This is a genomic window from Colwellia sp. PAMC 21821 (genome assembly GCF_002077175.1).
GTDB lineage: Bacteria > Pseudomonadota > Gammaproteobacteria > Enterobacterales > Alteromonadaceae > Cognaticolwellia.
Genome location: NZ_CP014943.1, coordinates 3,011,817 through 3,038,027, shown reverse-complemented (window position 1 = coordinate 3,038,027; position 26,211 = coordinate 3,011,817). Strand labels below are relative to the sequence as shown.

28 protein-coding genes and 1 pseudogene are annotated in these 26,211 nt (G+C 35.3%); 26 read left to right on the top strand and 3 right to left on the bottom strand.

Going from position 1 to position 26,211, the window contains the following annotated elements; translation table 11 throughout:
* Window positions 1-3 precede the first annotated feature (3 nt).
* The 5 genes from A3Q33_RS12960 (at window position 4) to A3Q33_RS12940 (ending at window position 3,689) form a co-directional block, all read left to right on the top strand.
* A complete protein-coding gene (locus tag A3Q33_RS12960; RefSeq protein WP_081180319.1) occupies window positions 4-888 on the top strand; it encodes a DUF1353 domain-containing protein in 885 nt (294 codons plus the stop codon).
* A complete protein-coding gene (locus A3Q33_RS12955) occupies window positions 875-1,870 on the top strand; it encodes a hypothetical protein (protein WP_081180318.1) in 996 nt (331 codons plus the stop codon). The genes A3Q33_RS12960 and A3Q33_RS12955 overlap by 14 nt, the downstream gene beginning before the upstream one ends.
* 92 nt (window positions 1,871-1,962) lie before the next feature.
* Window positions 1,963-2,661 (top strand): DUF1353 domain-containing protein, encoded by a 699-nt coding sequence (locus A3Q33_RS12950; protein WP_081180317.1) that lies wholly within the window; start codon window positions 1,963-1,965, stop codon window positions 2,659-2,661.
* A 295-nt stretch (window positions 2,662-2,956) separates the two neighbouring features.
* The gene (locus A3Q33_RS12945) at window positions 2,957-3,415 is read left to right on the top strand and encodes a hypothetical protein (RefSeq protein ID WP_081180316.1); all 459 of its coding nucleotides are present in this window, start codon (window positions 2,957-2,959) and stop codon (window positions 3,413-3,415) included.
* Window positions 3,416-3,473: 58 nt separating this feature from the next.
* Complete coding sequence (locus A3Q33_RS12940; protein WP_081180315.1) at window positions 3,474-3,689, top strand: hypothetical protein; 216 nt, start codon at window positions 3,474-3,476, stop codon at window positions 3,687-3,689.
* Window positions 3,690-4,106: 417 nt separating this feature from the next.
* Here the strand turns inward: A3Q33_RS12940 and A3Q33_RS21060 are convergent, their stop codons facing one another.
* Window positions 4,107-4,235: a hypothetical protein gene (locus A3Q33_RS21060; protein WP_353615502.1), complete on the bottom strand. Its 129-nt coding sequence runs from the start codon at window positions 4,233-4,235 to the stop codon at window positions 4,107-4,109.
* A 188-nt stretch (window positions 4,236-4,423) separates the two neighbouring features.
* Between A3Q33_RS21060 and A3Q33_RS12935 the strand changes: the two genes are divergently transcribed.
* The 3 genes from A3Q33_RS12935 (at window position 4,424) to A3Q33_RS12925 (ending at window position 7,380) form a co-directional block, all read left to right on the top strand.
* Window positions 4,424-5,161 carry an endonuclease gene (locus A3Q33_RS12935; RefSeq protein ID WP_155866769.1) on the top strand — a complete coding sequence of 246 codons (738 nt, stop codon included), beginning with the start codon at window positions 4,424-4,426 and terminating at the stop codon, window positions 5,159-5,161.
* Between the two features lie 1,043 nt (window positions 5,162-6,204).
* Window positions 6,205-7,008 carry a GIY-YIG nuclease family protein gene (locus A3Q33_RS12930; protein WP_081180313.1) on the top strand — a complete coding sequence of 268 codons (804 nt, stop codon included), beginning with the start codon at window positions 6,205-6,207 and terminating at the stop codon, window positions 7,006-7,008.
* An 81-nt stretch (window positions 7,009-7,089) separates the two neighbouring features.
* Window positions 7,090-7,380, top strand: coding sequence for a hypothetical protein (locus A3Q33_RS12925; RefSeq protein WP_081180312.1), 291 nt, complete (start codon window positions 7,090-7,092; stop codon window positions 7,378-7,380).
* Between the two features lie 309 nt (window positions 7,381-7,689).
* On the opposite strand, the gene A3Q33_RS12920 is transcribed toward A3Q33_RS12925, so the two are convergent.
* A protein-coding gene (locus A3Q33_RS12920) for an IS630 family transposase (RefSeq protein WP_502687237.1) occupies window positions 7,690-8,656 on the bottom strand; the annotation gives its coding sequence in 2 pieces (ribosomal slippage) (window positions 7,690-8,257 and window positions 8,256-8,656; 969 coding nt in all).
* A gap of 358 nt (window positions 8,657-9,014) precedes the next feature.
* Here A3Q33_RS12920 and A3Q33_RS12915 point away from each other — a divergent pair.
* The 4 genes from A3Q33_RS12915 (at window position 9,015) to A3Q33_RS12900 (ending at window position 12,274) form a co-directional block, all read left to right on the top strand.
* Window positions 9,015-9,236 carry a helix-turn-helix transcriptional regulator gene (locus A3Q33_RS12915; protein ID WP_081180311.1) on the top strand — a complete coding sequence of 74 codons (222 nt, stop codon included), beginning with the start codon at window positions 9,015-9,017 and terminating at the stop codon, window positions 9,234-9,236.
* Entirely contained in the window at window positions 9,208-9,456 is a 249-nt protein-coding gene (locus tag A3Q33_RS21055; protein ID WP_081180310.1) for a helix-turn-helix transcriptional regulator, read from the top strand. Before A3Q33_RS12915 ends, A3Q33_RS21055 begins: the two co-directional genes overlap by 29 nt.
* A gap of 129 nt (window positions 9,457-9,585) precedes the next feature.
* Window positions 9,586-10,191, top strand: a complete 606-nt coding sequence (locus tag A3Q33_RS12905; protein ID WP_081180309.1) for a YagK/YfjJ domain-containing protein — start codon at window positions 9,586-9,588, stop codon at window positions 10,189-10,191.
* Window positions 10,192-11,059: 868 nt separating this feature from the next.
* Entirely contained in the window at window positions 11,060-12,274 is a 1,215-nt protein-coding gene (locus tag A3Q33_RS12900) for a hypothetical protein (RefSeq protein WP_081180308.1), read from the top strand.
* Between the two features lie 139 nt (window positions 12,275-12,413).
* Here A3Q33_RS12900 and A3Q33_RS12895 read toward each other — a convergent pair.
* Window positions 12,414-13,150, bottom strand: a pseudogene (locus A3Q33_RS12895) (endonuclease).
* 655 nt (window positions 13,151-13,805) lie between these two features.
* Between A3Q33_RS12895 and A3Q33_RS20985 the strand changes: the two are divergent.
* The 14 genes from A3Q33_RS20985 (at window position 13,806) to A3Q33_RS20850 (ending at window position 26,086) form a co-directional block, all read left to right on the top strand.
* Window positions 13,806-13,934, top strand: a complete 129-nt coding sequence (locus A3Q33_RS20985; protein WP_286160890.1) for a hypothetical protein — start codon at window positions 13,806-13,808, stop codon at window positions 13,932-13,934.
* A 57-nt stretch (window positions 13,935-13,991) separates the two neighbouring features.
* Window positions 13,992-14,873, top strand: a complete 882-nt coding sequence (locus tag A3Q33_RS12890; protein ID WP_081180307.1) for a YDG/SRA domain-containing protein — start codon at window positions 13,992-13,994, stop codon at window positions 14,871-14,873.
* Between the two features lie 147 nt (window positions 14,874-15,020).
* Entirely contained in the window at window positions 15,021-16,034 is a 1,014-nt protein-coding gene (locus A3Q33_RS12885; protein WP_081180306.1) for an HNH endonuclease domain-containing protein, read from the top strand.
* 1 nt (window position 16,035) lies between these two features.
* Window positions 16,036-16,614: a class I SAM-dependent methyltransferase gene (locus tag A3Q33_RS12880; RefSeq protein ID WP_081180305.1), complete on the top strand. Its 579-nt coding sequence runs from the start codon at window positions 16,036-16,038 to the stop codon at window positions 16,612-16,614.
* Window positions 16,615-16,616: 2 nt separating this feature from the next.
* A complete protein-coding gene (locus A3Q33_RS12875; protein ID WP_081180304.1) occupies window positions 16,617-17,063 on the top strand; it encodes a hypothetical protein in 447 nt (148 codons plus the stop codon).
* 324 nt (window positions 17,064-17,387) lie between these two features.
* The gene (locus tag A3Q33_RS12870) at window positions 17,388-18,725 is read left to right on the top strand and encodes an ABC transporter permease (protein WP_081180303.1); all 1,338 of its coding nucleotides are present in this window, start codon (window positions 17,388-17,390) and stop codon (window positions 18,723-18,725) included.
* 154 nt (window positions 18,726-18,879) lie between these two features.
* On the top strand, window positions 18,880-19,506 hold the full coding sequence (locus tag A3Q33_RS12865; RefSeq protein WP_155866767.1) for a hypothetical protein: 627 nt from the start codon (window positions 18,880-18,882) through the stop codon (window positions 19,504-19,506).
* A gap of 14 nt (window positions 19,507-19,520) precedes the next feature.
* Window positions 19,521-21,041 carry a hypothetical protein gene (locus tag A3Q33_RS12860; RefSeq protein WP_155866766.1) on the top strand — a complete coding sequence of 507 codons (1,521 nt, stop codon included), beginning with the start codon at window positions 19,521-19,523 and terminating at the stop codon, window positions 21,039-21,041.
* A complete protein-coding gene (locus A3Q33_RS12855; RefSeq protein ID WP_081180300.1) occupies window positions 21,041-21,973 on the top strand; it encodes an AAA family ATPase in 933 nt (310 codons plus the stop codon). The genes A3Q33_RS12860 and A3Q33_RS12855 overlap by 1 nt, the downstream gene beginning before the upstream one ends.
* A 1-nt stretch (window position 21,974) precedes the next feature.
* Entirely contained in the window at window positions 21,975-22,244 is a 270-nt protein-coding gene (locus tag A3Q33_RS12850) for a hypothetical protein (protein ID WP_081180299.1), read from the top strand.
* Between the two features lie 795 nt (window positions 22,245-23,039).
* Window positions 23,040-24,056 carry an IS110 family RNA-guided transposase gene (locus tag A3Q33_RS12845; protein WP_081178157.1) on the top strand — a complete coding sequence of 339 codons (1,017 nt, stop codon included), beginning with the start codon at window positions 23,040-23,042 and terminating at the stop codon, window positions 24,054-24,056.
* A gap of 590 nt (window positions 24,057-24,646) precedes the next feature.
* On the top strand, window positions 24,647-24,895 hold the full coding sequence (locus tag A3Q33_RS12835; RefSeq protein ID WP_196797954.1) for a helix-turn-helix domain-containing protein: 249 nt from the start codon (window positions 24,647-24,649) through the stop codon (window positions 24,893-24,895).
* Entirely contained in the window at window positions 24,885-25,421 is a 537-nt protein-coding gene (locus A3Q33_RS20855; protein ID WP_231295667.1) for a HipA N-terminal domain-containing protein, read from the top strand. Before A3Q33_RS12835 ends, A3Q33_RS20855 begins: the two co-directional genes overlap by 11 nt.
* On the top strand, window positions 25,355-26,086 hold the full coding sequence (locus tag A3Q33_RS20850; protein WP_353615528.1) for a type II toxin-antitoxin system HipA family toxin: 732 nt from the start codon (window positions 25,355-25,357) through the stop codon (window positions 26,084-26,086). Before A3Q33_RS20855 ends, A3Q33_RS20850 begins: the two co-directional genes overlap by 67 nt.
* Window positions 26,087-26,211: the final 125 nt, after the last annotated feature.

Here is a 26,211-nt window from a genome sequence, read left to right as displayed (position 1 = left end):
TAAATGAATTTAATAAATAAATCTACATCTCAAAAAGTACTCCTTTTACTAATAGGAGTACTACTCTTACTATTCGCCACAAGCTTGTTGGTAAACTTTTTTTTTATTAACGATTCACAACTTGTTAAGGAGCCAAATATAGGGAGAGATATCCCAAAGCGATCACCTATATATATAACATCTAATAAGCCACAAAAATTCATCAATAGCGTTAAAACTGAATGGGCAATAGATGATGTTCAAATGTATTTGTTAGATGACTTTGCTTATGTAGACCAGTTTAATTATCTTTGGGAAGCACCTTCAGGTTCGCTGATTGATGGCGCTTCGATTCCAAAAAGATTTTGGAGTGATACTGGCTCCCCTTATATTGGAAAATATCGTAAAGCATCCGTAATTCACGATTATTATTGTAAAGCCCAAACTGCTCCCTACCAAGATGTTCATAATATGTTTTTAGATGCGCTGTCAGCATCTAGAGTTACCAAAGAAGCTATAAATATAATCTCGGTAGTAATATTAGGAACGAATTCCTGTAAATGGGATTCTGAGAACTCAAGTGATTACTTTGATAAAAAATATAGCCATCTATTAGATTCTCCATCGATGCATGATGAGGCATCAAATAGGTTGAAGAGCTTCGAATTTTCGAAAGAGTTATCAGGCTATCAATATGCCCCCAGAATTTTAGAAGATAATGAAATTCGGGAAATATTTAGTTGGATAAGGACAGAATCCCCCTCTACGGAACAAGTAGAAATGCAGATTAAACTAATGCAAATGACTAATGCTAATCAGATAAACACTCCAAAATTTAACGAATTAATTAGAAAGTATAGCTTTAAAGAAAAAATTAACTTTAAGGAAGGTAAGCATGATGATAATTAACTCTAGATTTTTAATACTGCTGACATTATTAAACAGCATTAATGTTTTAGCTCAACCTGATTCCTTTTCAAAATCTTTACCTTACTCGGTTAGCATTAGTGATAATGCTAAAGAGCAGCGTTTCAATTCTTACGGCTTAAACAGTGCGACTTGGCAATTCAATAGCAAGCAAGATGACAACGACGCACTTGAAGGAAACTATTCTTTTTCCTATACATGGTTTGATTGTAGGCGAGGTAATGAAGGTAAGACAGAAACAAACCTGTCTTTTGATACATGTTTACCTGATAACAAAGTCAACTTCGCTTCATATCTTTCATATACAGGACAATTTGATTTTTATATGGGCACTAGGCATTCAGGGCCTGTTGTTAATAGAATAAGTAATCCTGCCATACATTTTCAGTGGCTACTTCCTAAAGAAGATATTCTCTTTAACTATGTTGATATAGGTGTAGAGCATCGTTCAGATGGACAAACAATAGAAAACCATTGGAGAAATAGAGATGGTAAGCTGAGGACACAAGAGGCATATGAGACTAACGACTATGAGTATTTTGATGGATTAAGCCGCGGTGCAAACTATATAAATTTTAGTATAGGAAAAAACAACAACATTAGTAATATTAGCTGGCAAATAAGTGCGAAATATTATTGGCATCAAGATTCCGATGTGAATTGGGGGCCTCTAGCTAACAAAGGTATTAAGTTTGAAGATTATGACCTAATCAATATTAGTTTAAATTACCCATTAGATATGAGCTTTTGGTTATTTAAAGATGCGAAATTATCTGGACTTTACAGGTTTGGTAAAGAGTTCACTGATGCAGACTCGCTTGATGTATCCCTTCTTTTACCCCTTAAATCTGAACGAATAGATTTACCTATTTTTATAAAAGCTCACTTCGGTCCTTTTGAGAATTTATCGAATTACACGCGTTCCGTTACAAACGTTGGTGTTGGCTTAGCATTTTCATTCTAAGTTCTTGTGGTTTTATTTATTACCGATGATATATATTCCCATAATGACGAATTAAGAGCTTTGGCTATGAGATTAACAGCAAGGAGTATCTAATGAGATCTTATATTTATTTAATAGTTTTGGTATTGATAAATACACCTGTGTTTGCCGCGACTGAATATTTCGGTGAATATAAAGGAAAAGTTAAAACTGAATGGCTTGATACAAATCGGAAAATGAAATTACTTTCAGACTTTAGTTTTACTGACCCAAACGGAATGATTTGGTTAGCTCCGAAAAATAGGGATATAGATGGCGCATCAATACCTAAGTTGGTTTGGTCGTTTATTGGTTCACCTTTTTCTGGAAAATATAGAAATGCTTCTGTTATTCATGATATTGCATGTGAAGATAAAATAAGAACTTGGGAGTCGGTGCATTTAGCATTCTATTATGCAATGCGGGCCTCTGGAGTAAATAGTGTTAAAGCAAAAGTAATGTACGCTGTTGTTTATCACGCGGGTCCAAGGTGGCCCCATAAAAAACTAGTTTTAACTAAAGAAAAGCAAGTAGTTAGATCTAAACATGTTTTCGACAACAGCGAGAGTCAAAATAATTCAGTACAAAAATGGATGGTAGATGAAATTCCCGCTGAATATGAAACTAAGTTAATAGAACCACCGAAAAAAAACCTAAGTGATGAAGATTTGAGCCTTTTGATTACACAGATAGAGAATTCGAGTAACGAACTTACTATTGAAGATATTCAAAACTTTTCGTCAAGATTGATGCCTAACAGATCGCTAAAATAACAAAATAGTTGGCTTTTGCTCCTTCGTCGCCTATTTTAACCAACTGTTATTTGCATCTTAGTGAAGCGTTGAGGTTGTAGAGTTACTCCAAAGTAAAAAATGACGTATGATTTTTGTGTTCATACAGCCTTTAAAGTTCACTTTCTAGTGGAATATTGCCTCAGAATTCACGTAGCAACGCAATTTGAGGCTTAATTTTTAATAAATTTTGAGGCTGTTTTTTCTAAAAGAGAAATTCTACAGCCTCGTTATGTTTACAAGAAGGTTTTGGTGAATGTTTTAAAAAATTATAAAGATGAATTACTCTCTTGGTGCCATATTTTCCACTATTGGTGTTTTGGCTGCATTAGCTTTTTCAGTCTACGCGTTATACTCGACTCCAAAAGAAGCAGCTCTAGATTTATTAGTAAAAGAAATAGAGACCGAAACGAGCAGGCTAGTTATATACAATGGTGGTGATGGTGTTTGTGCGGAGTTGAATATTAGTTTCCCTGAAAATAAAACCAAAGGTTTTTTACTTTTCAATTATGAAGCGTCATCATTAATGAATGCTGAATATGATATAAAATCTAGAACAGCAAAACATCCAGCCAAATACCCATTCTACTGGGATGATTGTGACAATGGGCTTTGTATAGTTGAAGGTGGAACTTTATCATCGCAACGAATTGTTGCTATGCAGTTTGTTGGTAATGAAAGCCTGCCTGTCACAGATAGCTGTATAGGTAAATCATACCAAGTGACGATAAATTAAACAGAACTAGCTTTCGAGCGCCATTTAAAATATTTCTATTTAACTATAAGGATTTAATATGAACAAAATAGTGAAATTTCGTTCAGGATGGAATACCACCACTCGTGGCGGTAAAATCCACCTTCAGCTCTCAAATGCTGAAACAACAGAGCTTGATTTTGTAAATCCTGCTGAATTTAATTCTATATTAATAATTTTATCTTCTTCGGAGCAAGCATTTATAGATGAGCATGGAACTATATGGTCGGATGCTGAAACTGTAGATGGTGATTAGTAAACATAACAAGCGCTTCAAACGGAAAAATACAGCTGGCTGTTTTCACTTCGTTCAACATTTTAGCCCGCTATATTTTTCCGCTTAAGCGGGCGTTTGTAGTGCGTCATAAATAATGAGAAATGCGTCACAGCATGAGAAAACTTAACATTTGAGTTACACCTGAGATTATTTTTGTAACTCGTCAATGGCCCAATAATGTCATCAAATATACGAAAGCGGACGTTCTCCACAGATGAGGATACTGGATTTTTATGACAGATTTTTGCCATTAGGTCGCTCAGCATGATTGTGAACAAAGCCACCATCAGAGGTGTTCTTCTAATTGATTTTACATTATTGTATATGCATTGACTGTAGCATGTTCACTTTCTTAAGGTTAATAGATTTCTTATAACGTGATCCTTTTAACACTTATCAACCACTCAAGCTATTAGATAGTTTAACCAATGGATTATCATCTAACTTTAGATATTTAAATTTCAAATCACACAATTTATCAGGGATGTTGATTAATCGATTATAACTCAAGTCCAAGTCTTCCAATGATCGTAACTCAGCTAAACTATCAGGAAGTTTAGTTAATTATGGTTAAAATTTCCCTCTAATTTTTTTATGATTTTACAAAAGACAATGCCCTCTCTATAACACGTAAACCACTAAAATAGAGCTAGGTCTTGCACTAAATATAGATGACAGGCATATTCATACAATAGTTTATCTCAGGTATACGAATGAAAACAATTATAAGCTTATTGCTTGCCATTTTAATCGCCCCCTCCGCAATAGCAGCAAACCAAGAGATACAGTCTTTTAGTAAAGCCAAAAGGTTATTAGAGCAAAAAGTGTATAGCGAACACCGCAAAACACTTTATTGTGATGCGACATTTACTATTAACAAGGAAGTAATACCGCCGAAGGGTTTTACAACAGCTAAATATGTGAAACGCGCTAAAAAAATAGAATGGGAACACGCATTACCAGCAGAGAATTTTGGACGCACTTTTAGTGAATGGCGTGATGGTCATGAGCAGTGCGTTAGCAGTAGAGGAAAGTCATTTAAAGGCCGTAAATGTGCTGAGAAAGTAAATATTGAATATCGATATATGCAAGCAGACATGTTCAACCTTTATCCTGCCATAGGTGCAGTTAATGCTTTAAGAAGTAACTATAATTTCACCATGCTACCTGATGTTAAAAGTGATTTTGGTAGTTGCGCAATGAAAATTGAAAATCGTAAGGCAGAGCCACCTGAAGCCGCGAGAGGAAAGATAGCGCGAACTTACCTTTACATGGAAGACACTTATAAGCGATATAACATGAGTAAAGCTCAACGCCAATTAATGACAGCATGGGATAAAATGTACCCTGTAGATGCATGGGAATGTAGTAGAGCAGAGAAAATCACAATTCTACAGAAAAACCAAAATAACATTCTTAAAAGTCGTTGTGAAGCTTTAAACTTTAATTGAGACACATCACATAAAGGCAGTAAATTCGGGATTGTAATCAATCTTATCAAATAAGAATGAATCTACATCACCCTGTTTTACTTGTTCAATGTATAAAGATGCTAGATGTAAATATCGATGGCGTTAAGGGCGTGTGATTTAGAGTGAGTTAGCTCTGTGTGTTGATTAGTCGCGATAAATAACCAAGTATCAACAAGTACGACTGGTGGGTATCCTTTCATAACGTCATCATCCTTAATGTACCGTTATTTAACTATAGAACATTATTTTTAGAATGCGAATTCAGACAATGGATATTTCTTCCATGGTCTAGCTGCTGCCGTAAACCTAAACAAACAGCTAATGCCGGAACTCTTATCTTTGTTAGTCATATTCTAAAGGCTAAAAATAGCCTAAAGCGGACTATAAGGGCAGAATAAACACACCTAATTTAAAATATTGCTGCTGTTGAAGTTATTATGGGTAGTCTGATAATTAATAAAGTGTACCTGACCCCACTTAAATACTACGGCTTTTTAGCGAATGCGTGTCATCAACGAACATTAAGGTTTATAAGTCATAAAATTCAACCTTATCAGCAGGCAAAGACATACACAGAAAGCCCTCGATAATCCCGCAATGGCCCTGTAAACTGTGTAATATCGACATTTTAAGACCTACGGGTGTGATTAATTTAATGGCAGCGGTAGTAAATCTAGCACGAACGAGTTAGCAGCATAGTATGCTGAATCAAATCAAGACGTAACCTGCTTAGCTGCTCTGGAGCGTAATGCTGTGTGTGAATAAAAGATGATTGATTAATCGAGCGAAATTAGGTGTAATGGAGACTAAATTAAACGCTGAGCATGCAGGGATGATGCAAGAAAGCCAAGTGACCTAGTTAAATGAGCCTTATAGCGGTTTAGTTCAAAAAAGCAAATCCTCATAGCATAAATAATACCAACGCTGATATACCGAGCAAGTATCGCCTCAGTCCAACAAGCGATTATACAACACAAACTACGTGTCGCATAAATACTAAATTGTTAAGCCCTAAGGAAGTCATGACCGATTATTATGTTTACGTTTACATAGATCCTCGAAATTTTGAGGAGTTCTATTACGGGAAAGGTAAAGGTTCTCGAAAGGATGTGCATCTATTCGAAAATAGCGATAGTGAGAAATCAAAACGCATCAGAGCAATAATAACGGAAGGTTTGGAGCCAATTATTCGTGTGATTGCACGTGGCTTGTCAGAGCATGATGCGTTATTGGTAGAGAAAACGCTGTTGTGGAAATTGGGTAAGCAGCTTACGAATGTATCATCTGGCCATTACTCAAAAAATTTCCGCCCACACGATACGTTATACAAAAAGCTCCCAGGGTTTGACTTTCAAAATGGCCTTTATTATTACAATATCGGTGAAGGGCCACATAGAAACTGGGACGATTACGTAAAATACGGATTCATCTCTGCTGGTCAAGAGCCGCGGTTTAGAGATGCAATGCTTAGTTTTGAAGTGGGCGATGTAATCGCAGCCTATCTTCCAAAGAGCGGGTATTTGGGTATAGGTAAAATCACAAAAGAAGCTTTATCTATTCAACAGGTACATATCAACGGCTCTCCCTTGTTATCACTGCCATTGAAATGCCAAAACATGGCGGATAATTCTGAATCAGAAGAAAAGTCTGAGTATGTGGCTTTAGTTAATTGGATTGTCACACTAAAGCGAGAAGATGCAAAATTTAAGAGTAAATCCGGCATCTATACTCCGCAAAAGGTTAAAGCATCATTAGACAATCAACCAATCACAATTCAGTTTCTTGAATCAGAGTTCGAAATTGACCTGAAAGAACTAATGGCTTAACAAGCGCATGTTGTCGGACTATCTTTGCGCTACGCTCCAAGCCACTCGCAAATGCGGGCGTTATATTTTAATTGGAGGCTTGTGAAATATTTAAAGTTTTTCCACTTATTAGCAGTTGTCTTTTTAGGTTTTTTACTTACTTTACAAGGCCAATATATATACGAGCATTTTGGTCTAGAGCACGATGTTGCTTGGCTTGCTGAGATTGAACTTATGATGATAATCATAGGTGCAGGAGCAATAGTCTTTATTTTACTCTCAATTCCATCAATGATAGGTCGCCAACATAATACTGTAATACGTAATATATTAGTTGCATTGTGCTGCATGCACTTGTTAATACTATTACTTTTAGTAGTATTTAAAATATAACAACACGCCCTGAGGTGGGCAACAAGTAAAACTAGCATTCTGAGATGAAAAAAACTGGCCGCTATGACCTTACATCAATCCCTGAAACATATGTGATTTGTAGTTAAAATCACCCCCTGATATGTTTATAAGTTAACAAAAGCCTGGCTAGCTGCTGCCGTAAAACACAAAAAACAGCTAATGTCCGCAATGTCGGAACAGTTGCCATTATAAAAATTAGTCTTAAAGGCTGCTTTCCTAAAATTACAATGATTTACTTATTAAAATTAATGGTTAACCTAAATGATATTATACCAATCTGCATAAGCATTAAATCAGATTAATCCAGTCACGATTGCATAACGACATTACTCTTTTTATGTCACTTCTGAAGATATTCCAAGCATTGCTGCATTCATCAACTATATTTTCATAGCCATTAAAACATCTATTGGCCAAGCAGTTTTGTCTTAGCCATTGCCACACTTGCTCAATTGGGTTTAACTCTGGGGAATAAGGGGGTAACTTGATCATGGTTAGATTTTTTAAATCTTCAAATGTGTCTTCCGTATGCCACCCAGCTCCATCCATTACTACAACAGCATATCTACCTTCGGGTGTCGCCTGTGATATTTGTTCTAAATGCTTTTTCATAACGTCTTTATTCATTACAGGTGAGATCAATGCCTCTGTAGCGCCTGTCGAAGGACAAACAGCCCCGAACATGTATGCATATTCGAACTGTTGTTGTCTTACTGCTCTCGGTCTACTACCCGTTTTCGCCCATAACCTTGTTGTTGTATTTTGCTGGCCGAATCGTGCTTCATCTTGAAACCAAACATCAACTTTATCTAAGCTAATATTAAAGGGGATGTTAAGGATCGTTTCCATCTGGAAGCTTTTTAAAAACGTCCTGGACGCTTTGTGATTGCTTAGGATGCTTGGATCGGCTTGTTATCCAGGAGTATCCTAGTTTCTTCAGTATTTTATATACATGATCTCGATGATAATCTATGTCGAATTCTTTTTTGATAAAGGTACAAAAGTCTTGCCCCATAAGTCGACCTCCCTCCGCTGAGCAACTCTGATTTTCAACGTATTGAGCAAGTTGGCTGAGTTGCTTTGGAGAAAGCATGGACGGTCTTCCTTTCGGGCTAACACTATCAAGGCCCGACAAGCCTTTTGAAAAATATGCAGTGACCCAACGATTAACACTTGAACGAGCGACTTTTAATGTCGTTGATATATCGGTTCTGCTCAGACCATCTAAAAAATATGAGACAGCAAGAAAACGCATACGCTTTCGCCCATTTTGTTCCTTTCGTGATAACTTGAGTAAATCTACTGAGGTGAGTTGTTCCAAAACGTGGTATCTGCTTCAAAAATAAATAGCATTAGATCACATCTTTGTGCAGATTGGTATTAGATGGTCAATGTTATTTAGTGGCAGTAGTTAATGTTAATAACCGGTAGTTCTAATGCAATTGGGTCGCATAACCGATGTAATTATCCAATTCCATCATAAAAGCCATTTTTGGGGGGAATACGGCATTTAAGACATCAAAGAAATACTCCAAAATACCTTCGAACATTAACGACTGTTATCGATACATATCGAATAGCGTTGAATTATTTTTAATATTCCAAGGAAACTTATGAAAAATATGCTTGTAATTGAAAACTCCCCTAATCGTCTACTTCGCGAAGAGGAAGTACTAATATTAACAGGGCAATCACGCACTTCCCTTTTCATGCTTGAAAAAGCAGGCGGCTTCCCTCGTCGTATAAAGTTATCTCTTAATGGGCGATCCGTACGCTGGAAATATCAGGAAATATTGAACTGGATTGATGAAAAGTGCTCTGCGAGAGAGGTCTAATATGAAGTTCACTACCTTATACGATATAGAGATTCCTGTTGAGTTTAGAATAATCCGTATTGAAACAGTATGTTCTTATTTATCTATTTCAAAGAGAGTACTGATACAAGGTATTAACAATGGCAACTTTCCTCCCCCACTAATGATAAATGGTAAAGCTATTGGATGGTCTTACTTCATAATTAGTCATTGGATGAATAATGCCAATATTAATCCTTAATGAACGTCTTCAACTAAAAAAGTCATAAAACTGGCTTTTTCCTCACCCCTATTTATACCCTCCCTTTATATCTACCAGTATAGAGGGAGCAGTATTAACGCCGCATTATTTATAATATAAGAGATTATTATGCTATCTCGTAATCAAAAAGCTCAAGAAAAGTACGGGTATATATTGCACCCAATAATGAATGATCAGCCAATGGTTATTAAAGTTATGAAATTTACACATGGGATCAATTATCAAATACTAGATAGAATTATTGAACAACTTGACATTATGTTATGCAAGTACAGTAGGGTTTTAGTTACTCGTATAGACTTTCATGTAAATAACTATTCTGTTAATAATAAATCGTTGAGTGATTTTAATACAAAGATAAACAGAAAAATAAAGAAGATATATGGTAAAACCCTAGGTTATATCTGGGTTAGAGAAATAAATAAATCAATTAAGCAACATTATCACGTTGCGTACTTTTTAAATGGCCACAAGATAAATTACCCTTCCCGATTCAATGAACTAATTATGACTATGTGGAAAGATGAATTCTCTGGTCATTCATCAATCCCTAAAGACTGCTTTTACTTTATCGATAGGAGTCGAGCTGATTATCTTGATACTATTTTCGGATGCATTTACCGTATCAGTTATTTAGCTAAAAACTTTTCTAAACAATATGACAATAAGAGAGCTAAAAGCTACCAATCAAGTAGACTTAAATATCATGATTAATCTACCTAAAACATGTGTAAAATTCGCAGTTTTTTCGCGAAAACTCGTGGTAGAACCCCATAATTTTCACTTTTTTCGCAGTTTAACAGCCTAAAAATGCACTTAAACTAGTTAAAATTACACTTTATCGGGCTAAATTAGCACTTAACATGGATGTTTGATTATTTAACGTACTAAATCTGTACTTTAACGGACTAAATAGACTATTTAGGCGATAAATATGCACTTTCAACAACCAAAATAATAAAAATAGTCGGATTGATTTATCAAATTCGCAGTTTAAAAAACATATGCTGCTGTTAGGTAATTGTATCCAAAACACAGAAAAACAAAATAACCTTATATTTCAAACAACTAATATTTTTCACAAACAGCTTTCTTCAAAATATAAACAACATCAGACCACTTAATTTTCAAAATACGAATGAGGGTGAAATTAACATTGCTTTTACAGTAAATAACAGTTAAAAACATCGTTGATACATAGAGAGTAATTAGCAGAATAGATTTCAATATTTATAAAAATATGTTTAAGTTTTTAAAATAATTTTAACCTAGAGCCAATTCTTTTTTAGTAAAGTCAGCCTTAGCTTTTAACCAATGAACAGTGAAAGATAGTTCGCTGCAATGACTTATTCGTGCGCATTGAAGACATTAGCATTTAATTTTTTACCCTATATTCTCTAATAAATTTATTGTGTCGCATTACTTAGAAGTGTCAGTAATATCTAAAACCTTATGAACAAATGTTTGTTTATAAGGTGCTGAAAATATGGGGTGTTAATACGAATCAAATTAAGGTTATGGACGGGCATTACTGATAATGTCTCCATAATTAGTTGTTAGCTCACTGAATAGGAAGCTTAGTATGTCTTTAGATTGGGCAAATAGACAAAGAGATACAAATAGATTAGTTCGTAGAATTGCAAAGTATATCTTTTCAAAAGATAGTGTTTCAGCTGAGCAACTTTATGGTTTATCAAAATTATCTTGGATAACCAATAGCTATGAAGGTGAAAATGCTAGCTACATATCAAGTACTAAAATCCCTGCTTTAGCGGCAATATTCAGCAGGAACTATAAAAAAGTAAATATTGATTTTGTTGCTAAGGATGTTGCAAGTATAGTTGAAGACTCAAACTTTTCCGTGGAAGTGTTGAAGCATACTGGATTTACCAACTTTTACAAAGCATATCGTAATAGTGCTTACATATGGATAGAAGATAATTTTGACCTACTACTACCTATGTATAAAAGCGCTTTCTCTGCCAAGAGTTCAGAAGACAGAAGACGAATTATTATGCAAATAGAGGACACCCCTGGAATACCAAAGGCAAATCATCCAGATATATTGATGAAGGCGGAGTACTTTTTAACGCCTACTTTCTTTATGCTTGATGAAGAAATAAAGTTCCCACTCATCAATGGGAATAAATGGGTGAAAAACTTATTAAATAAATTAGAAGTTCAAGGAAAAAGTTTACCTGTTCAGTATGATGCCATGATCAAGCTTTACGGAGTAGGTGGTATTAATGATGCTGCTGATGTTGACCAAGTAGGAAGAGACATCCCTGACTTCATAAGTTCTCCAGATGCGAAAGCAAAAAAGAAATTATTAGAAAAGAAAGGCACAAAAAGTACAACAGAGCTTTCATTGAAAGATGAAACTGATGTGGAAGTCATTAAGCATGCGGGAACGATCAAGCAAAGAAGAATTCATAACCAGCTTACGAACAAAGTAATAAATAGCCTTTCAAGTTTTACCCTATTGGAGGGGTGTAACGACTCATGTATGTTTGACGTTCTTGTTAAAAACTATAACGGTGATAAAAACGATTTAGTTATTGAGGTAAAAAGCTCAATAGAACAACCAAATATACGTATGGCTATTGGTCAGCTATTTGATTATTGGTATGAACTAAAAGGAGATGAAGAGCCACATATAGCTATTCTCCTCCCAGAAAAACCTGATAATAAGGCTATTCAATTATTAAAATGGATGGATATTGGTATTCTGTGGTTTGAAGAAGCCAATATGCAGACATCTACAGATTGGCTAGAATCTATTGCAACCATAAGCTAACAAGAGACTATGGTTATTTTTCAATAAATCTAATATAAAACTGTATTACTGCATTTATGCTAATTTCTTTTTTGTGGTATCAATAGCTTTTAACTAGTGACTGTAATAGCTTCTATTAAGTACTATCACGGGCGGTTAGTTACCAAACACCAGCTGACTTACACCTGTTTTTGATAACCTTATTCTCGCTCTGTTGCAAGCTAGCTATTTTCTTCGCTCTCGTGCACTCCCAAGCATCTACAGGATACATCTTATCCCAAGCATTCATAAGCTGGCGCTGTGATTTACTCATGTTATATCGCTTGTAAGCGACCTCCATGTACAGGTAAGTTCGAGCTATTTGACCTCTAGCAATTTCTGGCGGTTCTGCTGTACGATTATCTATCTTCATTGCGCAACTACCAAAGTCACTTTTAGCACTTGGTAGCATAGTGAAGTTGTAGTTACTTCTTAATGCGTTCACAGAGCCAATGGCAGGGTAAAGGTTAAACGTATCTGCCTGCATATAGCGATACTCAGTATTTACTTTCTCAGCGCACTTACGGCCTCTAAATTATTTCCCTTTACTACTAACACATTTTTTATGGCCATCACGCCACTCGCTATAGTTACGGCCAAAGTTCTCTGCCGGTACAACATCTTCCCACTCTATTTTTTAGCGCGTTTGACATATTTAGTCGTAGTGAAACCTTTAGGTGGTGTTACCTTTTTCTTTGCATCAAAGCTAGCACCGCAATAGAGTGTTTTACGGTGATTATTGTAAACCTGATTTTCTAAGAGTTTTTTAGCTTTATTAAACGATTGAATTTCTTGGTTGGCCGCTAAGGTTGTCGTGCTGATCAAGCTTGTTATTAACAAGATTGTTAGTGCTTTCATTTTTACTCTTGTAAGTTTAAGTTTAAGTTTAATATGCGAATAATGCTTAGCTAGTTCAATGCGTGAATAAGGTGTACAGGCTTAGCCTAGATAAAATTTGCGGTAGTTCATGGGCAAGTTAAGCGGATGATAAAAAGGTGAATCAGTTGAGAGCAGTGTTCCTGATTTATGCCGTAACAATGGTGCTGGATTAGGTTATTATCGTAAATAGAAGTCACAGTATTGATATTGTGAAGGTGGGTTTGCATTAAGATCTAGTACAAAATGAATATGTAATCGTACACATTAAATATGTACTACACCAATAGATATATAGCCTAATTTTATAGAAGTAAACGGTGTACACGGGAAATGAAACATGCCTAAAGAAAGAACTAGAGAGAAATTTGTATCATTAGCAAAAGCAAGAGTTAGTAAGGCCATAAAGGCTATTCGTCTAATTGGTAATTTGTCAAACAAAAGCAATTATATAAAGCAGAAGGTGCTCAGAAAATAATTAAAGTATTAGAAGCTGAAATCAAGCCAGTAAAGGCAAACTTGGAGAGTACTCGGGTAAAAATAATATTTCTTTTAAGCTCTAGGAAACCCTACGAATCTAATAAACACTATCGCAACAGTAAGCGATTCACTTAAATAGCTGGTAATGAAGCTAGCTATGCCTGAATCAGAAAATGAAGTGATAGAATTATCAAAAGAAAATAAATATTGGGAAGATAATCAACAATGGAAAAATTATGGTGATATTGAAAATAATTATCCTTTAATAGGTAATCAACACGAGTGAAAAATGTACTTAGTAAGTTCTGCGATAGTATGTGTAATTAATAAATGAGGAATAAAAATGGCCACAAGACCTATAATTTTTGGTGGTATTGAAGGGTTCGAGGAAGGCGATTGGATATCTAACAGAAAGGTAATGATGCCAAGTAGTTTTCACCGTAATCATGGTCAAGGTATAGATGGCAATGGTAAAGAAGGTACCAGCGCAATTGTATTATCAGGTGGGTATGAGGACGATGAAGATTTTGGTGATGAAATGATTTATACCGGTGCAGGGGGAAATGAAAACGGTAAACAAACAGCAAACCAGTCATGGAATACATCGGGGAATGCAGGCTTATTAGTTAGTATGGATATGGGATTACCAGTAAGAGTTGTTAGAGGCCATCAGCACAAATCAGATTATTCTCCACCCGAAGGCTATAGTTATGCGGGGCTATTTAGTGTAGTTGATGCATGGGAAGAAGTTGGTAGAAGTAATTTCAAAATATGTAGATTTAGACTTATTTATTGTGGTGATAACTCAGCAAGACTGAAGCCAGAGCAAGTTGAACTAGATTACAATAAGAAAGATGTAAAAAGAAAGACTGGTACAGTCCTAAGAATTGTCCGAGATACTAAAATATCTCAGAATATAAAGAAGTTATATAAATTTAAATGTCAGGTTTGTGGTATAGCGTTGAAAACGAAAAAAGGGTTTTATGCTGAAGGTGCACACATTAGGGCTTTAGGAAAACCTCATGACGGTGACGATAGTACAGATAATATTTTATGCTTATGTCCAAATCATCATGTGATGTTTGATAAAGGTAGCTTTACCGTCACAAATAACTATGAATTTATTGGTGAAGAGTCAGGTAAATTAATCCTTGATAAAAAGCACAACATAAATATTGAAAATTTGGCTTACCACAGGAAGTGTCATGGTTATGAAGCCCCTTAGTAAATTAAGCAACTTTATTGGTAAATATTGCAGTAATAAAGTTTATAAGCTCACTTTAAACCTCCTTGTCATTATTAATTGATTATTGCTTGCTATAGAGTAATTCTAACCGTAAGGTTTCTTTTTTATTCTCTTATTTATAAAAACATGGAATTTTACGAAGTCGAACCAACTTTAGATAATTACTGGCGAGCAATAATATTGTTTGGACGTAATGTTGCCTCATACAAGTTTGCTTTAGCCAAGTCGCTCTACGAGCTTAATGCAGTATCTAATGATTTGGTTAAGATGGAGCAACTAGCAGAGCCTTTTAGTCGTAATCTTTGTGAGCACTTAAAGCTTGAACCTAAACAAATCACCTCAAAATCAAGTAAGTTCCTATCAGCTTGTAACGACTTTAATACGGAAAAGTTACGTCATGATGAACTTATCAAGCAAACGGTAAAGCTAGGCTTTGCTAATGTTATTGATGCGTTTCATGTAGTAAACAATAGCGAGATAGAACAACGTTTTTTTATTGATGAACGTAAACAGAGCGGTGGCATAAGAATAACGGACAACTTCTTTAAACTTGCTGAGCATGAGCAGTTCAATAACTTGGAACATGAAACTGAAGCACGCTGGAAGTTAGTTGAGCAAGGCTGGAAAATGGGTCTTGCTCGAAACTTAATTACTGTTGAATACGACCGAGACTTAAATACACTATTTACTGGTAGCCAAGAACGTAGAGTTGATATTACGAGTTGTAGAGATAGCTTAAACGGCTACCAAAAAGGTCGTTGTTTTTATTGTTACTCATCAATAAGCATTAGCATTAAAACTGATAATCTAGCTGATGTAGACCACTTCTTACCTTGGACACTAAAAGAGCACGTATATAACCTTAACGGTGTATGGAACCTTGTTCTTGCGTGTAAAAATTGTAATCGTGGTGAAAATGGCAAGTTTGCTAGAGTACCAACAATTGAGTTACTTGGAAGGCTACATAAGAGAAACGAATACTTTATCAATAGCCACCTGCCCTTGCGTGAAACTCTAATCCAACAAACTGGTAACAATGAGCTAAAGCGAAAGCAATTTTTACAGCAAAGCTATAGTTCTGCTAAGTCTGCTCTAATACATGAATGGCAACCAGAAATAAAAGGCATAATGACGTTTTAATATGACTATTCAATTTTACCAAGACAACGCAGATGACTTTTTTGAAGGCACTGTAAATGTCGATATGAGTAATATCTATCACCACTTTACTAAGAATTTAAGCAAGGGTGCATTGATACTCGATGCTGGTTGCGGATCAGGTCGGGATACTAAAGCATTTCTTGATATGGGGTATAGCGTAGAAGCGTTTGACGCTAGTTCTGAGCTTGTTTCTCGCGCCAACGAATATACTGGCATAGAAGTGAAACTAGCACTATTTAATGATGTTGATAGCCTTGCAAAGTATGAAGCTATTTGGTGTTGTGCTTCATTGCTTCATGTACCTGAAGTGGAGTTACCTTTAACACTTAATAAGCTAGCTGAAGCGCTAAAACCTGGCGGTACTTGGTATATGTCATTTAAGTATGGTGATAAGCAGCGAGAAAAAGATGGCCGTTCATTTACCGACATCAACGAACAACGCCTTACCACTCTTGTTTCAAATTTAAATAATATAGGTATTATTTTTACTTGGATATCAGAAGATAACCGTCCTAGTAGAAATGAAAAATGGCTCAATGCTATTTTAGTGAAGCGTTAACAATGAATTTTTCCAAACGCTTTAAGTTTTCTGACTGGCCTAATCGAGATATACTTGCAGTAGCTGCTGGCGTATACGCGATATGGCATGGTGACGAATTGATTTATTGCGGCATGTCTGGTCGAGAAATTGAGAAGGCAGTTAAAGAAAATAAGAAAAAATACGGTTTAATAACTCGGTTAAATAGTCACGCACAAGGCAGGCTTAGCGGTAATCAGTTTTGCGTTTATGTTGCAAACCGCCTTGTAATACCAACACTAACAACAAATGATTTATCTAAGTTTTCTACTGGTGAATACAAACTTGATTATATGACCAAAAGCTATATTCGCGACAACTTTGAGTATCAGTATATTATTGTTGATACCAGCTCAGAAGCTTACAGCATTGAAGATAAAGCTAGGTCTGGTGAGGTATTCAATCAAAAACCACTGTTAAACCCAATCTAATCTGCTTATCTAGCCAATCACATCACAAATTTCATTAATACTCACTACTGTCAATAGGTAACATAGTGAAGTTTCAATTACTTCTTAGGCCATTAATAGCTCCAATCTCTGGGTAAAGGTTAAACCACTTTTAGCTTGTATATTGACGAATAAACCATGGTTTTGACTCATTAATTTTAATATTGGTACATTTATTATGCATTTATATCAAAACAACAATAAAACTAACTGTGCTTTTATTGACAGAAACCTATGAATTTCATATAGTTTCTGCCTTGTAGAGATGCCAAATTGAGTGTCCAAATTTAAAAGGAAGTTTTAACCATGAAAATATTTGACGCACTTAAATCTGAAGTAATCCTTACTGAAATAAACGCTTTTCATACCATAACTAGTAATATCAACAATCAGAACAATGAAACCTACGATGAAGTCATTGAACTTCAAGGTAAGAAACGAGTTATTGAGCATGAGAGAAAATGCAGAAAGGCTCTTTTTGAAGTTGTAAGTTCGCATAAAAAAAACATAAAAAGCTCTAAAGCGCATGATGGAATGTCAAAAATTAGAGAGCTAACTAAAACAAGCTATCAAGATAAAAAGCAAATGCTTGAAAATATCAAAAAGGACTTACAAACTGAAAACAATCGAAAAAATTCAGCTATAGCAGAAGTTAATAAGTTTAGAGAGAAGAACAAACTTACTCATGCCGCGCATTACCCAGAAAATAGAGAAAAACTGTATGGGATCCTTTTATTAATGGGGGTTTTAGAAGCTATTTTGAATGCATTCTTTCTATCTAAAGGAAGTGAATTTGGGCTTGCTGGCGGCTTTGCAATGGCCATTATTATTTCTGGAGTTAATATTTTAATTGCATTTTTCATGTCTCGTTCCTTAATGCATATACATCATATAGAGCCAAGAAATAGTCTTTTAGGTATTTTAGGTACTTTTGGTGCTGCCTCCTGCCTAGGGTTTATATCCCTTTTTATCGGACACTACCGAGCGGCCCTAGATCAAGACAACATATCGGCATCTTCGCTGGCTGTAAATACCATACTTGAATCTCCTTTAGGTATATCAACTTTTGATAGTTGGATGCTTGTAATTATTACAATTGCTATCTTTATATTCGTAACCTTTAAATTTTATAAAAACGATGAACCATATCCGGGATATGGAGATATAAGTCGAAAAGCAGAAAATGCTAAAAACAAATTTTCTCGTATTAAAACTAAAGCAAATGAAATGGTACAAAATATTCGTACAGACTTAAAAGAAGAGCTAGAGCAGGAGTATGAAAATTTAAACTCAATTGCTAATAGCTTCGACGAAGATGAAGAGTCACTTTCCCAGCTACGAAGAGATTACTTATCATTTATGTCTCAACAGTCATTGGAATTTGAGAGTTTTTGTCAGGAATGCAGACAACGTTTTACTCATGACTGTATCCAATTACTGGATAAAAAATCGATTCTTCCAGACTCTATGAATAGCATTACTTTCGATGAACTAGAGCTATTTTTGACTGAGCAAGACATAGCTCACCAGAAAGAACTGAAACAAAAAATTAAAAACTTCAGAGAAAATGAATACTCTGATATTCGAAATGATTTTTTATCCATTGTTAACCAGCTTGTTTTAGAGAAGGATATTACAGCTTGAGTCTTTTAGAAGAGAATGATGTTTCGAATCACAACATACCTTTATACATTGGCCTATTGTTATTGATAACACTAGGGGTTTAGCCATTTGGAGCATATCTACAACCACTGAAATTGATAGTACTACTTTATGTGAAGTCGATACTAACCATGATGTGACAGTAATTTTATTTGATAAAACGGGGGGATTTTTAACCCGTCAGAGCAGAATGATAACAAAAGTTATTGAATCAAAAGTGAGTGATTTAACTGAAGGTGAAAGGCTAACTATATTTAAGTTGGATGATAGAGAGTACAAAGGTTTATCCTTGCCGCTCTTTGATAAGTGCCTACCTCAAAGTGAAGAGACTGTTAACGAACTTATTGAAAATAAGCATATGATTGCAAAAACTTTTAATGAGTCTTTTATGGCCGATTTATATTCAATCACTGAAAGTTTAACTGAAAAAGGTGACGCTAACTCCTCGCCAATTATGGAGAGTCTAGCGGACATATCATCTTTATATGGTATCAATAAGAAACTCAGGTTAAAGAATATAATATTAATATCAGATCTTTTACAACATTCAGATGATTTTAGTTTTTATAATAACTCGTCAATAAAATTAGATTCTCAGAAGCTATCATTAGTACCTGATTTTTTTGGTGTTGATGTTGAAATATACTGGCTATTGAGGGAAGGCCGAGAAAAAACAATCCAGAATACTGGAGTACTGGAGTGGTGGGAGAATGTTTTTATCACATCAGAAGCTAATGAATTTAAAGTACGGAAGATAAGATAATGGAGGAAAATTCAATGAAAGAAAAACTAGGAACCCTTTCTCCCAAGGAATATAAAATTGATGCTGAGCAACTGAGAAAATCGTTCATCTATCACTGCATATTTGGAGGGCTAGCAATATTAATCCTCAGAATTTCTAGCGCTAATGTTTTCTGGGCGATAATCACGGGAAGCGTAATAATGTGCTCTTATTATTACCAGTTTAGAAAGGGAGGAGAGCCGCACAGTTTGATAGATACATTTTCCGATAGTATTTATTATTTAGGTTTCATCATGACATTAATTTCATTAATTGTTGCAATGATGAATTTTGACCTTAAAGATGGAGTGCTTTCTGCATCTTATATGCTAACCCAGTTTGGTGCAGCAATGACTACTACTCTTCTTGGTTTAGTATTCAGAATTATTTATAAACAGTTTGATACAACAATAGAGTCATCGCAATTATCTGCTAGAGAATCATTGGATGAAACCGTTAGAACATTTAATATTCAAATGCGATCGACAAATAAAACATTAGCAAGATTAGCTAAAACTATTGATAAAAATATTGAAGATACAGAACTAAGAAATGAAAAGTCCCTAGAGCTTTACGAATCGACTCAGAATAAATTAATACAGCTAGGTGAGGCATCGATTAAAGACTTATCTACAAGAATTGATGATAGAATTCTAGATTCTCTATCTGCTATAAATAACTTCACTGAAAAGTCATCTACATCAATATCTGAACTGACAAAAAAATCCAACGACTTCTTATCCTCATGCATTGTTAATAATATAAAGGAAGCTGAGTCTAGAACTACTAAGAGCATTGAGGCTTTTGAATTAATACAAGATAATATTTCAATGAAGGGGTTAAAATCTGCAGAAACTCTTTCAGAAAATATTGAAGCTAACCTCAAAAAATCATTATCAAACTTGAATGAACACCTGAAAGGGTCACTAACTAACTTTTTTGACCAGGTCACGCAAGAGTATGGCGAATCAATCAAGGTTATCTCTAAATCTACAGGCGATTTAAGTAATACATTTAAGGGCACAAATAAAGAAATCAAAGATCTTAACCACTCTCTATTGGAAGTAACTAGTTCAATTACCACAAAAATGCAGGAAATAGAAAATGTCAGTCCTGATTTCAAAGCAATAGATGCTAGTCAAAAAGAATTCGTACGTGGATTAGACAAACTAACTTTAAGCATTAAAGAGAAGGTTGAAAACATCTCCACCCTTGACGATGGCATCAAAATACATTTAGTTGACCTTGTGAAAGAATACAAAGATGTTTTAGAAGAGTATAAAGATATACCTGAACATACAAACCTTCAAGCTATTACCGAAGAAGAAAACAAACTAATTCAAACTCTGAAAGAACGACGTAAAGGTCTACAAAAACTATCCTCTCAATGGAATAAAGATGTCGAGGATATGTCAAAGAACGCTGAACTATTTGCTGAGAACTTAGTTAAAACCTCTAAGTTTATCACTATGGAATTAAGTACACCTGATTCTCGAACAATAGAGCCCGTCACGTAATGGCAACAAAGCAAGATGACGTATTTAATTTATCAGTAACTGAGCTACTTCTTATCATAATGTTTTCATTATTGGTGGTGATGGTATTACTGAATTCCACGTTAAGTGAAGAAATAGAAAAAAAACGTGAGGCTTCCAAAGAATATACAGAATTAGCAAATGAGTTAGAGAAAATCAATACTCAATTAGGATTAAAAGACCCGGTCAAAAAAGAAATTAATCTAGAATTAAACGAAGCTGTGGCTCAAATGAGATCGTTAGTTCAAGCACTGAAGAAGTCTGTTGAGTCTGATGCTGCCGAGCAGGTATTAGCCAAGATGAAATTAAATGATGTTTGGACCACTCTGTCTCGAATAAAAGAAGACAACCTAGATATTCCAGAGTTGATTAAGGCTTTGACAAAGCTTAATAAAGAGTTAGAAGATTGCCTATCAAAAAATACTGAATTGTCTGAAAAACTAGATAATGTAAGTGACCGGTTTAGGAACTTGGAGGCTATAGAAAAAGAATTAACTGATACAAAAAAACAGCTAAAAAAAGCTTTAGTAGATAATAAAAACCTAACTGGACAGGTCGCAAATTTATCAAATGGGCTAGAGTTCCCACCTTGTTGGGCAACAGAAGAAGGAAAAGCTCAGTATACTTATAGAGTTACTGTCTATGATGATTCACTTCATGTGAATACAATCTACCCTAGTTCTCGTGAAGAAAGTTATATATCTCTAATGGGCAAAAGCTCCCTTGATAAACGTTTTTCATTACAGGAGTTTAAGATCCAATTTGGTGTCTTTTACACAAAAGCTGTCAACAGCGTGCCTGAATGTAGGTTTTTCGTCCAAGTTTATGATGCTACGTCTCCAAACTCTAAAGATGAATGGAAGGAAGGCCTAAATACTATTGAGTCTATATTTTACAAGTACGAGGTAAAGTAACATGGAGATTCGTGACGCCATTACAGAACAAAATAAGGCTTTTGTATTCGCCCTTAATAGAAAGTTAGGAGATATTTTACCCGATAAGTTAATCATAAGGTTTATTTCTGAAAACAATGATTCATATCAAATAGCGTCGTTGATGGTAAAGACGCATAATGAGTTACATAACCCGAAAGTAGAGCCTTTAGTACAATCAGAAACAAACGCGAAAGAGATAACATCATTTCAGAAGTTTGTTAGTTGGATAAAACGGAAAAACTCAGAATAAAGTCACTTCAGTGAGCATTGACATCAAACTCTAATTACTATTACTTCTAATCAAACGATGCATGCACGCACTACAACGTTTAGATACTTTGTAGTGGTCAAGTAAAACTGACCATTAATTTGTATTCAAGCCTGTATTTCTTCTCTGACTCATTGGCGTTAAACAAGTAAAAATTAAGAAGTGAATTATTAAGCTACTGGAGTTTACATCTTTGATGTGAATTTTATTTTTAGTACCACAATTAGTACCACAACCAAAACACAATATACATTATAGCATTAAAAAACAATAAGATAACAAGCAAAGACAGATGTCCCCCGCTCCACCAAAATAAAGTCCTTTTTTAGTTTATTCGTTATACCTAGTAACTTATAGATTTGGCAATAGATTGGTAACAGTCTATATTGAAAAAACCGCTTAATTGCGGTTTTTTTATGTCTGCTATTTTTTATTGAAATATTGTTATTGAAATATTAAGTAATCCCTTCCTCAAATTTTTCCATAGTCAATCAAGCAAAATCAACCATTCTTACTCTATAATACCAATTGAAATAAATAATCGATCATTTTAAGGCGGTTTAAATCGTCAATAACTGCGTTGTTTTCAATCACACACGCCCGCTATTACTCGACAATTGCTCCTGCATTGTTCTACTTACGGGCATCCATGCCCTAATCAATCAAACGCCTTGCCTGCAGGGATAATGGTATGGACCCACTCCAACTTTATTTCAGGCCTCTTTAGGGCCAAAATGAAAGTGATAACAATCATTTATAAAAGCGGAGTGGATCAACATGAAGATTACTACAATCGGTTTAGACATTGCAAAATCAATTTTTCACATGTTCGCTGTGAATAAAAATGGGCGATTTGTAAAAAAGAAACAATTAAGAAGAAAACAAGTGTTGAGTTTCATGGCAACATTAGAGCCTTGCCTAATTGTAATGGAAGCTTGTGGCAGTGCGAACTACTGGGCTAGAAAATTTATTGAATTGGGGCACCAAGTAAAACTTATTGCGCCTCAATATGTAAAACCCTTCGTTAAAGGCAATAAAAATGATTATAACGATGCCGAAGGTATTGCAGAGGCAGCGCAACGCCCGACCATGAGGTTTGTGCCAATTAAATCGATAGAACAACAAGATATTCAAAACTTCCATCGACAACGTGAACGCATAAAGAAAGAACGTAAAGCATTAGCAAGTCAGATACGAGGCTTGTTAGGAGAATATGGCATTGTCATCAATAAAGGTATTTCTGCAATTCGCAATGAACTGCCGGATATTTTAGAGGATGCGACAAATGAGTTAACGTATTTAAGTCGGGAGATATTTAATGAGTTATGGCTTGAATTTCAAGTCACAGAAGTGAAGTTTAAAGCGTGTGAAGTTCGCTTAAACACGATGAATAAAGAAAATGAAATATGTGTTCGCTTAGATGAAATATTAGGTATTGGAGCAATCACAGCTAGCGCTACTTATGCAGCTGCAGGAGATGGAAAAGACTTTGTAAATGGTCGACATTTTTCGGCATGGCTTGGGCTTGTTCCTGGGCAGCATTCAACGGGTGGAAAGGCCACCTTACTCGGTATAAGTAAACGCGGTAATAGTTATTTAAGAACACTATACATCCACGGGGCCCGGGCAGTATTAAGGCACAGTGAAAACAAAACTGACCGATTTAGTTTGTGGGCACAAGCGTTAAAATCCCGACGAGGACACAACAAAGCATGCGTTGCTGTGGCGAATAAAATAGCAAGAATGGCTTGGGTAATAATGGCGAAGGGGGAAAGTTATCGCCCGGCTATATAAATAAAGCTCAAAACTGAAGCAAGTTAGATTGGTTTCAGTGATGAGATAACAGTAAAACCCTTTTACTTCAGTTGCAAAAGATAAATTAATCGGATGGTAAGATAGTCAGACTGGCTTGCACAAAACCTGGTACCTGCATTGGCTAATAAAAAAGCCGGAGGGATGATGAGGAGTGTGAGCGCAAAAAACCATCGGGGCCAGAAGGTAAAAATCCTTCATAAACAGGCCGGATATATGAGAGCAATGATTTTCTCTTACATAACGATTAAATGTCTTGCAAACGGAGTGGGTCCATATATGCAGGTACTTATGTTTAGTCTGGAACAATAAACATGTATTCTTGAACAATTTATCCTCGCTTAAAATTGGTCAATAACTTATTACATTTGGTATAAGATCATCATAAATTTAAAACACACGCAGAAAATTATTTTTTGATTTAAATATAACGCATTAACCACTATTGCTTCTTATTTAATGCAAGATTGCTTAAACACAACTTATGCATTATATTTAAAGCATAAGAGGATAATGATGTAAATATAATGCAAAAAAGCACTGATCACCTACTAAAATCTATTGGTAAACTTGTGAAGGCTGTAAGATCTGAAACAATGGATCAAACCGAACTTGGAAAAAGAGTGGGTGTAAGTCGTACCACAATATCTTCTATTGAACGCGGTATTGGAGTGAATTCAAAAGCACTATTTAAAGTTATCTCCTTTTTAGATTTAGCAGACGTAATACAAGAAGCAGTTAATGAGCGCTTTGAATTACTTGAGGTTAACCGCTCACGTAAATCAAGAAAAGTTCGTGAGGAGCTATCCAATGACTTCTAAAGCATTTGTCTTTATTGATGGCCTTGAAGATAAACCTATCATTTGTGGGGTTGTTACACTTGATAGTAAAAAAAAGTATGGTGAATTTCGATATGGTAAAAGCTACCTATTAAGAGACGACGCTTTTGCACTTGACCCACTTAACCTACCTCTGAATAGCAATATATTTTCAACAACCAACCACAAAGGTGCATTTGGTGTTCTTTCTGATGCTGGGGCTGATTCTTGGGGAGAGAAAGTTATACTTTCTTTACATAATACCAAGCCTAAAAACCCGCTTGAATTTTTGCTAGCTGGTGCAGGTATGGGGGTTGGTTCATTAGTTTTTAGCCTTTCTAGCAGCTCTTCAAAGTCAAAAGTAAATAAGAATACATTGGGAGATATTCCAATGCTTCTAAAAGCTAAAGATGCCATATTAAATGATGATGCAATTCCAAAAGAAGCTAGAAAAGCTTTTGAATACGGTTCAAGTATGGGGGGGCTAGGCCAAAAACAATTGTATCAGATGCTGACATCACATATTTAGCGAAATTTAATCGCCCAGAAGACTTATTTAATCATGCGAAAGTAGAGCATGCTTCCATGAATATGCTGAAAGAACTAACCAGCAGAGTTGCCACCACCAAAGTGTTAGAAACAAACAATGGCGACGTATTACTTGTAGAACGTTTTGATGTGTTAGGCGCTCGCCCAACTCACCATTTTATTAGTGCCAATTCATTAATAAATTTAAATACAGTCAATAACTCATCGTTAGTTGATCGTTATAGTTACGGTTTTTTATCAGAGTTTATTTTAAAATATAGTAGCGTTCCAGATGATGCATCAGAATTATTCCATAGAATGGTGTTTAACGTTTTAATAGGCAATACGGATGACCATACCCGTAATCACGCGTGTTTATATTCATTTAAAAATAAAGACTGGCGTTTATCTCCTGCCTATGACGTTCTTCCAATTAGTGCAAGTAATCAACATGGAATGGGTATAGGTTTAGATGGACGTAATGGCACTATAGAAAACTTACTATCGCAATCAGAACGATTTGGCTTAAAGCGCTTTAAAGCAGAGAAAATTATCAAGGAAAGCGTAGAGTTAGTATCTCAGTGGTCTTATTATTTCAAAAAACATGGCGTTGGCGATGGCGATCTAGAGCGCTTAAAAGTAGTCATCCCAATTCATTTACTTTAAGTAAAATTAGACATTTAAAGCATCTACAGAGGATTTAGGTTTTTGGACGATGGCTAGACTTCTCACTCTTCCAAATCAAATCCAGTCATTTTCAGTATCAATACCCCTGACTAATTGATAGAGCC